Here is a 13,501-nt window from a genome sequence, read left to right on the forward strand (position 1 = left end):
TATCAGGGCAAGAAGAGGCTTCAAGTACAGGTTTATAGTATTTAGCTACATCGTTGCACAACTTTAAGTGATTTTTATTAAAGTAAACATAATAATCACCCTATGAGGAGATTAATAAATCAAATAGTCACATACTGTAATTTTTATAAACACGCTCCTCATTCACACTGCAATATGAATATTAATGAGGAAATAGATGGGACTGAAAAAACAATTTTTTTATCCGCTTATTCTGCCAAAGGAGGAGATCTTTAGCGTCTGTTTCCCTTCAGGACTTCCCTGAAGGGAATTTTTTTCAAATTAAAAGGTAGAGCGAACGCCTAGAAGGAAGCGCCTACCGGTGTATTCATTCAGAATTACACGCTCTCTGACATCTGCGAACTTAATAGTATTTTCATCTAATAGATTACTCACATCTAGAGTGATTTTGGTATTTTCACTAAGTGCATAGCCAAACCCTAAATCTAACTGTCCATAAGCATCAAAGTGTTCAGCGATACCGGCTAGTCCAGTCCGCTTCACTAAAAACTGGTCTCTCCAGTTCCATGAAACTCTTGCAGAGAAATTATCATCTTCGTAGAACCCAACTATATTATATGAGTGTGGTGTAAAACCTTCCAATCCGTTTCCTGGAGCCGTCGATAGAGGTAATCCTTGAGGCGATGCAAGCGCCTCGTCGTCTTGACCAGTTACGAATGTATAGTTTGCTTGTATACCTGCATTACTAAGAAAACTTGGAAGAAAATCGAAGTACATCAAACCAGCGAGCTCGTAGCCTTGAATTGACCCACCCTCTCGATTTCTATCTGTAGTATCACGAAATATAATTTCACCAAATGCCGGATGGCTAAAACCAGATGAAACCAGCTCGGTACTTTCAGAGATGAACCTTTCAATATCTTTATAGAATAGTGATATTGAAAAAGCGTTACCGTTGTCGGCGTAATACTCTAAAGAAGCATCGTATTGCCATGCTTCGTAAGGCTGCAAATCAGTATTATTAGAACGACGTGTAGATAATCCGTACAAACCGCTAAAACTCTGATTTGGAGTAATATCACCTAAATTTGGTCGCGTAATAACTTTTGCTACTGCTGTTCTTAAATCTACATTATCACTCAGTGAAATTTTCGCATTCAAACTAGGGAGTAAATTAGAGTACGAATTTTTCTTTTCAATTATTTGTCTTTCTGTCGTCACGTAGTCTAAACCTGATGTGGCTCCGTCAGCATCTACCGGATCAATTCTAATTAACTCGACCGAAGGGCCAGAAGCAGTGGTATCAGTCTCTACATACCTTAGGCCAAAATTTGCAGTCCAAGGAAACGCCTTAAATTCTCCATCAAGATCTAATCTAACATAAGCACCATATGTTGTTTCCTCTACATCACGTGCTAGGTCAGGACGTGCTTGGGAAGAACAGACATCGCTATTTCCTGACCCTTGACGCACAGCTTCGCAGTAACCATCTTTGTCAGTTAATAAAAATGATGTAGGAAAGCTAGCGCCTGAGTCACTAAGTAAACCAGCCACAGAAACAGGTGTGAAAATATCTACTGGTAATGAAAAGAATCGGCCACCCATATTTGGTCTTGGCCCATTGGGCACATTAATCCCTTCCCATGGCGATTGGATTCCATCCGTTGGATCAAAAGGAGCAACAAAATTTGAATCCCAGAATAAGGTCCCAGCGGAATTATAGCCCGGATCGAAAGGTCCTTCTGGTGCGTTTGGCCTGTAAATTCCCGAGTTAAAAGGCAGTGCGCCTTTTTTACGATCACTATAAAACACTCCGGTTTGAAGACCGCGAATTGCTCCTAAATCTAATTCAAATCCAACATCAAATTTACTCTCGAAAACCTCATCCTCTAGTTCAATAGAAGGTGTTAGCGCAACGTGAGCACGAGCGTTTGCAGGGTCGGCTAAATCAAGAGAAGTCGACCAAGACGGAACATCTCCATTTTCCCAAGTGATAATATTTGTCTCAAAATCAGGACTTGTTTCTCCGGCTCTCGGGTCATCAACGCTTCCAGGCGCTAACGGGTTATCCCAAGGGTTATTATCTTTTATCGCCGCTTGTAGTCTCGTCGCATCGTTTCGTGCTGTAGCACGCGACCAAGAAATATCAGCGTTAAATGACACACCATTATCCAAATAGAGAAAACCATTCCACCCTAATGCAAGAGTTTCGCTATCGCCGCCCCCCTCTTCAAAACGATAATCAACAGGACCAAAGGTTTTAACAAACGACGTAGCCGTGCCATTTTCATCAGTTTCCACATTGGAAAAGAACGGAAACTGCATCGGCGCGTTAATACCTTGAGTCATTGTCGTTCGCTTAAAATCAACATATAAGGCGTCAACTGTCATGCCCATGTCAGCGCTTGGCTCATACTGAAACGTACTATTAATACTTAAACGTTTTCTATCATCTACAGTGAAACTTTGTCCCATTTCTTGAGGGAAGCGGAATTCTACAATTTCATCCGAGTCAACAGTAGGACCATTGTAATAAGACCAAGCTCCCCCGCGGTGCTCCTCTAGCCTTGTCTTTCTATCTTCATAAGACACAGCAAAGAGCAGTCCCATTGAATCTTCAGCAAATGTATTACTAATAAGCCCAGACAACCGAGGTCCCCACTCTTCCCCAAGGTCTTGATAGCGGGCTTGTGCTGAACCTGTCATATGAAAACCAATATTATTTAACGGGCGCGCTGTACGCATGTTAACACTGGCTCCTAAACTACCTTCCCACATATCAGAGGTTGGGCTTTTAACAACATCGGCACCGCTTAAAACCTCTGCAGCTAGAGCTTGAAAGTCGAATGCCCTTGAAAGATTGACTTCAGAAAAGAAGTAATCAACCTCGCCAGTTTCAATGGTCGCAATGGTTCGATTATTAAGCCTTACAGTATTAAATTCAGGCCCAAAACCGCGAACGGTTACCTTTGAACCTTCACCAGATTGCCTATCGATGAAAACACCAGAAATTCGTTGTAAAGATTCTGCAATATTCTGGTCTGGAAATTTCCCAAGATCTTCAGCTGAAATAGAATCGACAACGCTGTCTGCAGAACGCTTGTTATCTAACGCACCTGTTAGAGATGATCGAATGCCGAGCACTTGAACAATCTCGACGTCTTTCTCCTTCGCGGTGTCCTGAGCTTGAGACTCATGTGAGGTATAAAGTGCAGATACGCACGCTAAATAAATTAAGCTATGTTTTAGTGTGTGACTCATTTTTATCCTTAAAATTTAACAAATGAGGTAGGTATTAACTTCCGTTGTTGGACATTAAAATCACTTATTGTCAATAACTTATACTTGTCCCACTTCTAATAAATATTTCCACAAACGAATAGTTAACACAAAATTAACAATACCACTAATTCAGTTTTTTTAAATCACTTTTGATCATTAATGGTCAATTTAATAAAAAATATAACTATTTTGATAAATTGGATAGCATACTAGCTTTTACGTTAAGCAGACTTATTCTAGTAACAGCAACACACTAGGCATCCATATTAGATGCGTTGCTAAGGGCACTAGACAAGGTTCTAAGTTCTGCGTCGACAGTTTGGTAGAAGTCGTAGAAAGGGTTGAATTCTTGCTATTCAAAAGCGACCTCATTGGGAACAATGTTTCAAATAAACAAAAATGCCCCTTACAAAGTAGTAAGAGGCATTTTTTGAGCTTAATTTACAAGGTTGTAATAGAACTTACTAAAGGCTAGCTGTTACTCCTAAAACTATACGTCTATCTGTGAGGCCTTGTGCACATAAAAGCGCACCTTCGTTAACACACCACTCAGTTCGGTCTTCACGCAGCAGGTTGATGCCGTCTAAACCCACTGTAAATGTGTCATTGATGTCATAGCTAACACTCATGTTAAGCTGTGCTCTATCGTCGACGATACGCGGCATATCAAAGCTTATTAGCTCTCCCGTCTTAAACGCTGAACGCCATGTATAACGTGCGCGAACGCTTAAATCGTATTTATCGTAAAACAATGTAATGTTATAAGCATTTTGCGACAAATCTTCTAGTTCAATGCGTTCTTCCACAATATCGTCGGCTAAGGTTGCCGTAGATTGATTGGTGTCGGTTCTACCCAAGAGTTTGTTCAGTGCGTTAGCATCGCCAGTAGCAGGACGGAAAGTCTCAATACCCGCGCCCGATTCTTGATAGGTATAATTAGCGATTACCCCAAAACCTGATGCCCAGCCAAGGTCTTTTTCATAGGCCGATAAATCGTGCTGAAACGCAAATTCAATACCTGTTTGAGTTTCCTCATTAGGTAAATTAATGGTGGTTTGAAGCGGTACACATATTCCCGTTCCAGGAACTGATGACCACACATTTCGATCGGTAACGGTTGGGTTATAAATACCGCCGCCTTCACATGGCGCCGTAATATCGCGTTCAATTTGACCATTGTCGCCAATTGGCTCTTCCGGATTATCTCGAACTGCGGCAAAGATATCGGTTCGCTCTTTATGAAAAAGACCCACGCTTACGAAGCTAGACTCTGCAAAATAATATTCTGCAGATAAATCATAGGATATGACTTCCTCAGGAGTTAACGACGGGTTACCTACTCTTACCGCTGCGCCAGCCCCGCCAGGAAAGTTAATTGACGTGGAAAGATTATCAAAATTTGGTCTGCGAATATCTTTCGCTACACCCGCGCGTATTACCACATCATCAATCACTTCAGAGACTATATTGAACCTCGGTAGGAAATAGTCATAGGAAGACGTTTCCTCACGTAACCCCGTCACTTGGCCATTTTCAATGTTATTGCCTACTGAGGTCACTTCAGTGTCTATGTATCTTAAGCCTACATTTCCGCGAAAAGTAATATCGTTGATATAAAAGAAGTAGTCGCCCTGCAAATATAGTGCGCTAGTTTCTTCTTCAATATCGAAAAATGAATCTAACTGCAGTTCGGGCTCAGACAATAATGGGTAGCCTTCCGTGATATTTCCGTTAGCTATTTGCAAGGCGTTATTTTCTTCAATTGCTTGATTAAGCGCACTGATTACCGCACCGGGATCGGAAAATGACAAATCGCCGTTAATGGTTAAATAGTTTTGAATATAAAGTCTTCGACCGTCTGCATCGTTAAAGTTAGAGGGCCCTGCACCAACAATACTTGAAAATAAGTCCGCAGTAGGCCGATAAAAAGTCGTATTTGGATTTGAAAAATTTGATGCGGTATTGATGTCACTGCTTAACGCTGTGTTCTTATTCCAGCGATAACCCGCTTTTATTCCTGAAAAATAGGGATTAAGGTCGGAAATATCATAGTCCGCATCAATTCTAAATGCAGTTTCAGCGTTTTCTTGTGTATTTCTACCAACACCAACTCCTCTTAGCGCATAGTTCGCTGGATTGAGAAGATCTTGGTCTGAAGGCCCGAATTCTGCTCCTTGGGCAATACCGAATTGTAACGTGCGATCAGATGCATCAAACTCAACCGGTACACCGTTGTCTATGCTAAGCCCTTCACTAGGTTGCGGTCCATTGGGATTAATGAAGTCCAATGTTGTGTTTAAACGGGGGAAGAACGAATCTGAGCTTGAGTAAGAGACTTCAGAGGAAAGCTTAAGCCGGTCGCGAAGCCACGTAAAACCGGTTGCGAAAACGTCGCTGTCTGTAAAGCGAGAGCCGGTATTAACGCTCGTTCTCAGGTTGGGGTCAATATTATTATTATTGCTATCGACGCCTACTCCTAACGTTCCAGAAAGTACCGCCTGCACTTCACCTAAATTTAATGGCCCGTTAGGCCCATCAATGGTTCCTAAGTTAATTGTCTCAAATGCAGTATTATTTGTGTTATCTACTACAGCTGCACCGCCAGTCCCTGATATAAATGCTCGCGAGCTCTTCTGAGCGCGTTCTTGTCTATTTAACGTAGCATCGAAATAGAACTTGAGGTCGTCAACAGGCTCAAACTCTATGGAACTCGTAAAATTTTTCGTTTCATATTCATAGCGAGAAATGACTTGGTCTAAAAATTGTGCCCGCAAAAACGGAAAGGCTTCCGCGCTACCGCTGCCAGAGTCAGGAAGTACCTCTCTATCTCTATCAAAACGTGGGTCGAAAGAAGCCACTTGCTGCTCAGCATAACTTCCTGTCAAAACAATACCCACACGACCATAATCAGTATCATAGCTATCACCAAACGTAGCCGAGACTCTTGGCGATGTCGCATCGGCTAGATCGCTGTTTTCTGCCTGCGCTCGCACAGATATTAACTGCTCTTTGAGACTTAAACCGCGAAGTGTTCTCAAGTTTATTGTTCCACCAACAGAGCCTTCTATCGTTTCAGCTGACGGAACCTTTATGACTTCTAAAGATGAAATAAGTGCTGCTGGCAAGTCATCAAAACCGATACCTGAACGGCCATTACCGCTACCCACTGTCGAAACGCCATTTATTTCAACTCGATTAGCACTGGTACCTCGAATTTGAACGCCAGTACCAACGCCGGCAGTACGGTCAATCTGCACACCCGTTATGTTTTCTAAAACTTCGGCTAGGTTTTGATCAGGAAGCTTACCTATGTCCTCTGCTTGAATAACCTCTTTAATACTGTCTGCAGAACGCTTTTCGGCAAGTGCACTCGCTAACGCACTCCTTATTCCTCTTACTTCGATAACCTCTGTCTCTTTCTGACTATCTGCGCCGGAACCGACGTCTTGTGCATAGGCGTTGCTCGTCAGGCAACCGATAGCAGAAGACACTGCAACGGCTACTTGCAATTTTTTAGCAGTAAATTTCAACATCCATACTCTCCCTTAAACAATCATTGTCAATCAATACGCAATCACAATAGATCACAAGTTAATCACTATCAATACAATTGTTAATAAAACGTAAATATAAGGTATTGTGAATTTAACGTGCATCTAGTTCATTTATTCAATATATTCTTGCACTTATGAGAAAAATGAGAGTAATCGTTATTTAGCGCAAAGCATTAACGTTGCAATACCAGCCCCATTAGTGCAAAATCAATCACAATCAATCAAGGCGCTTATCTTTAAGCTAATTAGGTTAATCTAGCGCTTCATTTAAGACCCAGCTTACTGTGTGTTAGAGGGGCGACGTTTTTCAGGAGATGTTAATGTTTAATCGCAAGCAAGTGGGTGTTGCACTATCAATGTTAATGGGGTTAACAACCATTGGCTGTTCGTCTGACACTTCTGTGGATGACGCACAAAACCTTAGCGTTGAATCGAAAAACGTTAAGTCCTACGCAAAATTTGTCCCTGAAAGACGTGACGACTTTGCTTGGGAGAATGATAAAGTTGCCTTTAGAGTATACGGACCAGCGGCCCCACTCGCAGGCCACGCCAGCGGCGTTGACGCATGGCTTAAAAAAGTCGATTACTCAATCATTGATAAATGGTACGCCATGCACTTTGCAGGTAAGTCATACCACGAAGACCGCGGCGAGGGTTACGACCCATACCACACCGGCATTAGCCGGGGTGTCGGCGGGTCCGCAGTATGGATAAATGAAACGCCATACTATGCACACAACTTCACACGATATGAAATTCACGAAAACAATACCGACGAGGTGCGCTTTACTCTTTACTACAAATTTGAAACGCCATTAGGGCAAGTGGATGAAGAGAAAACCGTTTCGTTAGCACTCGGTTCTAGAATGTATGAAGTACAGTCAACATTTTCGCTTAATGGTAAGCCTGCATCTATTCCTATTGCTATTGGTGTAGCGACACACGACGAAAAAGCGAAGGTATTTCAAAGTAAAAAATATGGCTGGGTTGCAGCATGGGAAATGATAGACGGTCAGGGCCTAGGTACCGGCGCACTTATAGACCCTAGTAAAGTACAAAAAATTGTCCATTCACCATCTGAAATAAAAGATAACAGTCATATATGGCTAGTTACACAATCATCCTCTGATGGCTCACTTAACTATTATGCAGGCTATGGATGGTCGGGTGCTAACGAGATAACAACCACGGCCCAATGGCAAGAATATCTCAGTAAATTCGGTGGATAGAAGATGGAAAAGATCGCATTTGTAATGACACTAAAACCGGGGCTCGAGCAAGAATACGAAAAACGGCATGACGAAATATGGCCAGAGCTTGTCGACGAATTAAAAGAAGCGGGAGTTTCAGACTACAGCATTTTTTATGAAGAGAGCTCGAATAAACTTTTTGCAGTACTCAAGCGCGAAGAAAATCATTCAATGGATGACTTACCTGCTAAAAAAATCGTCAAAAAATGGTGGGCGTTTATGGCCGATATTATGGAAACCCATGACGACAACTCCCCAGTAGCAACAGATCTTAAACGCGTATTTCATTTAGACTAAATCTCAGTAAGAAACTCAATAAATACGGTGCCACTCAACTAATAATAAAGGCGCCGTAACATAGACGCTTATTTTTTGCGCACGGTAGGGTTTCGTTTAAACGCATCAGTAAACGACAGAAAAGTATACTGAATGAGATTTCTCATTCTCCTCTATGTTTTAGGAAAGGAGATATAATTGAAAATCCTAATTTTAAACGAAGCTAAGCGCTCATCAATGCTCGGGCACGTAGAGCGGCGATGCGCCGCAACGCCTGCCACTGTGGGGAAGTTTTCTCGAATAGGCATCACTATTTACGTAGAGCGTGATGCTGGACTACTTTCACATTATACCGACAGCGAATATGAAGCTGCGGGCGCAACCGTGGTTGCATTATCAGATGAGATAGTTGGCGAAGTCGATGTACTAGCCTGTGTTAACAGTCCTGACGAAAAAACCATTTCGATGTTATCGGCCAGCACAATTGTAATTGGTCATTTAGATCCATTTTTTCAGCCATCAATGATTAATAAATTAGCTGCGTCAAATTTGACAGCGCTTTCTGTTGAAATGATACCTCGCAGCTCTAGAGCACAAAAAATGGATGCGCTGAGTTCGCAAGCCAGTCTTGCTGGATACGTTATGGTAATGAAGGCAGCAAATTACCTCCCATCAATCTTACCAATGATGATGACACCGTCTGGCACTATTAAACCAGCTAAGGTTTTTGTGATAGGTGCAGGTGTTGCTGGTTTGCAAGCTATTGCAACTGCAAAAAGGTTGGGAGCAAACGTACTCGCTTACGACACTCGCCCTGTAGTTGCAGAGCAAGTAGAGTCTTTAGGCGGTAAATTCTTAAAGGTTGATATTGGAGAGACTGGGCAAACAAAGGACGGTTATGCTAAAGAGCTTACCGATGAACAAAAACGTACCCTAGCGGAAGCTCAAAAAGAGGCTATCGCCACTTCGGATATCGTAATAACCACAGCCCAATTGTTTGGGCGCAAACCTCCAGTTTTGATAAGTAAAGAAACACTGTCATTGATGAAGCCAGGAAGTGTTGTAGTCGATATGGCAGCGCTTTCGGGTGGTAACGTAGAAGGATCGGAGCCTGGTAAAATTGCAGTCATAGAACAAGTTACCGTTATTGGCTCTGGAAATTGGAGTGAAGAAGTTTCCCGAGCGGCAACCGACATGTACGCCAATAATATCTTTAACCTACTAGATGAATTCATAAGTGGCGAGCCTCTTCATTTTGAGCTGTCATTTGATGATGAAATTCTTGCTTCATCTGTCATCACTCATGACGGAAAAATAACAAATGAAACACTAATCAAAGCATACGAGAGCGCGTAATTATGGAAATCATCTATTTACTATTTATTGTTTTACTTGCCGCTTTTCTTGGCTTTGAACTCATTCGAAAAGTACCGGCTACTCTTCACACGCCTCTGATGTCTGGGTCTAACGCGATTTCGGGGATTACCTTAGTCGGAGCGCTTGTTGCGTCCGGCTCAGACAGTAGTCTGTTGACCACCATCTTAGGCACAACGGCGGTTGCCTTAGCCAGCATTAATGTTATTGGTGGTTACCTAGTAACTGACCGCATGCTCGGCATGTTCAAGAAAAAAGAAAATAGCTAAGAGAGTGGCAAACATGAATTTAGAAATATTAATAAACTTTGCCTACGTAGTGTCTGCTGGGCTATTCATTTTTGGATTAAAACTATTAAGTCATCCGTCAACAGCTCGCAGAGGCAACCTTGTATCAGCAGTAGGTATGTTCGTCGCAGTAGTTGTTACCTTGCTAGATCAGCAGATTATAAGCTACCACTTTATTTTGATAGGCGTCCTTGTGGGCGGCTTATATGGCGCATGGAAAGCTAAAAGTGTACAGATGACGCAAATGCCTGAGATGGTATCTTTGTTCAACGGCTTTGGCGGCGCAGCCTCACTGCTTCTCGGATGGGCAACAATTAGCAGTATGTCTCAACAAATGCTTGTTAACGCAAGTAACTTCGTTTTCATTACAGTGCTATTAACGCTGCTTATTGGCGGCGTCACTTTCTCAGGCTCTGTTATAGCTTGGGGAAAACTTTCCGGAAAATTATCATCTAAAGCACTCATTTTCACAGGCCTTAGAGAGTTAAGCATATTGCATTTAGTCGCTATGGCGCTGGTGGGATATTTGTTTGTCACAGACCCTGCTAACAATTTGTGGTTATACGCTATCATCGCTATCGGATTGAGCTTTGGACTGTGGGCTACAATATCGATAGGTGGTGCTGATATGCCAGTTGTTATTGCACTACTCAATAGCTATTCCGGTATCGCAGCTACTGCCGCCGGCCTTGCTGTTGGCAATACCATATTGATAGTCACAGGTCTTTTAGTCGGTGCCTCTGGTTTAATATTAACCAATATCATGTGTAAAGCGATGAATCGCTCGCTAATGAATGTGTTACTGTCGGGCTTTTCAACACCGATTGAACAAGGCGAAGTGATTACAGGCGAAATTAAGGTTCTGTCGCCTCAAGATGCGTTCTATGTACTTGAGGCAGCTCAAGCAGTACTCGTTGTGCCTGGTTACGGTATGGCGGTAGCTCAAGCTCAGCATGCAGTAAGAGAATTACATACCTTGTTAGAAGGTAATGGTTGTACTGTAGATTACGCTATTCATGCGGTAGCTGGACGCATGCCAGGTCATATGAACGTGTTACTTGCAGAAGCAGACGTCCCATATGATCAGCTTTATGAAATGGATGATGTCAATCCCCGCATGGAAAATTATGACGTCGTTATTGTTATTGGCGCTAATGATGTAGTGAACCCTGCGGCTAAAGAGATGAAAGGTAGTCCTATCTACGGCATGCCTGTCATAGAGGCCTACCGAGCCAAAACCGTATTTGTATTGAAACGTTCAGCAAATGCAGGCTTTGCCGGTGTAGATAATCCGTTATTTTTCAAAGATAACACCCGTATGATCTTAGGGGATGCAAAAGACACGATAAATAGCTTAATTCGTGAGTTTGGCGATTAATCACAATACCTCTCGGCTCGTGGCTATATAGTCATGAGCCCATCTTTTAGCTTTTATTCGGTACAATACTATTATGCCTTATGAAGTCCTTGGCCAGCTTTTTGGGGTACTTGCCTTTTTGGTAGCCATCTATTCTTTTACCCACAAAAGCGACATTAAATTAAAGCTTAGCTTAATTGTGATGTTTATCTTTCAAACTGGCCACTTTTTCTTTTTGGGCTCAGTAACCGGAACCATCGCGAATTTATTAAACTTCTTCCGTACCATCATCTCAATAAAGACCAATCACAAATATATTGGCGCTATATTTATAGCGATTAATATCGTGTGGGGCTCCTTCAACGTTCACCAACTTATCGACCTCTGCCCCATTTTGGGCGCTTGTTTAGGCACTTATGCTATTTTTTACGCGTCGGGTATACGAATGAGGAAGCTGTTTATTTGCGGTGCTTGTTTTTGGCTAACCAATAATATTGTTTTAGGATCTATCGGTGGGACGTTACTTGAAGTGACCGTGATTATTGCAAACAGCGTCACAATCTATCGGCTACAAAAGGATGAAGAGAAAGAGAAAGAAATAGATAAAGGCTTGTGAATAAGTACCCACAAGCCTTTAAAATGATTATTTAATAACGTTGCGTTCTTTTAACGGATACCAGCGTTGTATTTCTTGCATCAACATTTCAACTTTATCTGGATACTGTGTAGCTAAGTCGACTTGTTCATTCTCATCATCAGCGAGATTGTATAGCCTAGGCCCAACTAACAATTCATCATGATACTTCTGATAACTTACATTTTTGCCGTCGTAGCTTACAATTAACTTCCAATCATCCTTAATTACCCAGCGGTATAGTAACGTCGATTCCATGTCGTCTATACCATCCATATCATGGGCAAAGCCCTCACCAAAAACAGCTTCTCTTTCTATGCGCTTCCCTGCTGTTAAATTGTCGTACAGGTTCAGCCCAGGCAGTGATTCAGGCACATCAACACCTGCTGCACCTAGTATTGTCGGCACTATATCAATACTACTCACTCTTTCTTGTCTGAATTCCGATTTAAACTGGGCGGGTAATGAGTAAATAATTGGCGTACGAACTCCGCTTTCATTAGGGCTCTGTTTAGATTTTGGTAAGAATCTATCTGTTTGCTTTGGATTTGTTATCCATCCATTATCTGAAACGTAAACAATGAGGGTGTTCTCTTTCAAGCCACGCTTTTCAAGGTGGTCAAACAACTGACCATTGGTTTCATCAAACCACTCTACCATCGCATAATATTTAGCAATGGACTCGGGCAGATCGTATTTCTCATACTTAGACAAAATTCGTTGAGGAGGCGTGTGTGGAGAATGAGGCATGAAAGGGGCATACCATACAAAAAATGGTTTCTTGGCATCATGGGTACGGTCGATAAAGTCTGTGATGGTATCCACACCCTCACGACCAATTTTTAAGCCTACGTCGCCGTGGCGCCCACCTTTATTTGGAAAACCTTTTGTCATTCCTTCATCAAAACCACCGCGCTGAAAACTTCCTTCCCACCATTTTCCCGTTTGCAGCGACACATATCCTCTTTCTTTAAGCAACTCTGGCAATGTTTGAACCGAATCAATTTTTGCAATAATTTCTGCGCGCTGATTACGATACTCCTCTCCCTGTTTACCACCCGGGAGCATTCGTGAAGGATCGTTACCTGTTATACCGTGCTGACTTGCATAGAGGCCTGTTGCAATAGTTGCCAATGATGGCCGGCAAAGTGACGTTGGAACATAACCTTTGGTAAATGTTACACCGCTTTGGGCTAAACTATCCAAACTTGGTGTTTGAACAATGTCGTGCCCCATAAAGCTATAGTCGTTCCAGGCATGATCATCAGACAGTATCAATAGTATATTAGGGGGCATGGTTTGCTCTTGCACTCCCTTTGGAGTTTTCTCAGTAGATTTTGCAGCACAACCTGCCAGCAACAACTGCACACAGACACAAGTTGCTAGCATCCGCCAATGCAGCTTCACTCTTTCATTTCGTTTACGCATTTCCAATACCCTCTTTCTTATATTCTCTTTAATTGGAAATCTTTTATTAGACATATAGTTATTTAATAAACATCAAGTCA

The 13,501-nt window shown here is 42.2% G+C and carries 9 protein-coding genes; 6 read left to right on the forward strand and 3 right to left on the reverse strand.

Annotation, left to right across the window (positions count from 1 at the left end; all coding sequences use genetic code 11):
- Positions 1–300: 300 nt before the first annotated feature.
- Positions 301–3,240, reverse strand: a complete 2,940-nt coding sequence (locus tag O9X84_RS15880; protein ID WP_269520667.1) for a TonB-dependent receptor — start codon at positions 3,238–3,240, stop codon at positions 301–303.
- A gap of 485 nt (positions 3,241–3,725) precedes the next feature.
- On the reverse strand, positions 3,726–6,794 hold the full coding sequence (locus tag O9X84_RS15885) for a TonB-dependent receptor (protein WP_269520668.1): 3,069 nt from the start codon (positions 6,792–6,794) through the stop codon (positions 3,726–3,728).
- A 341-nt stretch (positions 6,795–7,135) separates the two neighbouring features.
- Here O9X84_RS15885 and O9X84_RS15890 point away from each other — a divergent pair, with 341 nt between their 5' ends.
- The 6 genes from O9X84_RS15890 to O9X84_RS15915 all read left to right on the forward strand — a co-directional run bounded on the left by O9X84_RS15890 (position 7,136) and on the right by O9X84_RS15915 (position 11,975).
- Positions 7,136–8,044, forward strand: coding sequence for a DUF4861 family protein (locus tag O9X84_RS15890; protein WP_269520669.1), 909 nt, complete (start codon positions 7,136–7,138; stop codon positions 8,042–8,044).
- A gap of 3 nt (positions 8,045–8,047) precedes the next feature.
- Positions 8,048–8,362, forward strand: a complete 315-nt coding sequence (rhaM, locus tag O9X84_RS15895; RefSeq protein WP_269520670.1) for an L-rhamnose mutarotase — start codon at positions 8,048–8,050, stop codon at positions 8,360–8,362.
- Positions 8,363–8,539: 177 nt separating this feature from the next.
- Positions 8,540–9,697 (forward strand): NAD(P) transhydrogenase subunit alpha, encoded by a 1,158-nt coding sequence (locus tag O9X84_RS15900; protein WP_269520671.1) that lies wholly within the window; start codon positions 8,540–8,542, stop codon positions 9,695–9,697.
- A 2-nt stretch (positions 9,698–9,699) separates the two neighbouring features.
- Entirely contained in the window at positions 9,700–9,984 is a 285-nt protein-coding gene (locus O9X84_RS15905) for an NAD(P) transhydrogenase subunit alpha (RefSeq protein WP_269520672.1), read from the forward strand.
- Positions 9,985–9,997: 13 nt separating this feature from the next.
- A complete protein-coding gene (locus O9X84_RS15910) occupies positions 9,998–11,380 on the forward strand; it encodes an NAD(P)(+) transhydrogenase (Re/Si-specific) subunit beta (RefSeq protein WP_269520673.1) in 1,383 nt (460 codons plus the stop codon).
- Between the two features lie 73 nt (positions 11,381–11,453).
- Positions 11,454–11,975 (forward strand): YgjV family protein, encoded by a 522-nt coding sequence (locus tag O9X84_RS15915; RefSeq protein WP_269520674.1) that lies wholly within the window; start codon positions 11,454–11,456, stop codon positions 11,973–11,975.
- A 27-nt stretch (positions 11,976–12,002) separates the two neighbouring features.
- Here the strand turns inward: O9X84_RS15915 and O9X84_RS15920 are convergent, their stop codons facing one another.
- The gene (locus tag O9X84_RS15920) at positions 12,003–13,421 is read right to left on the reverse strand and encodes a sulfatase family protein (protein WP_269520675.1); all 1,419 of its coding nucleotides are present in this window, start codon (positions 13,419–13,421) and stop codon (positions 12,003–12,005) included.
- Positions 13,422–13,501: the final 80 nt, after the last annotated feature.

This window comes from Alteromonas sp. BMJM2, assembly GCF_027257845.1.
In the GTDB taxonomy this organism is placed as follows: domain Bacteria; phylum Pseudomonadota; class Gammaproteobacteria; order Enterobacterales; family Alteromonadaceae; genus Alteromonas.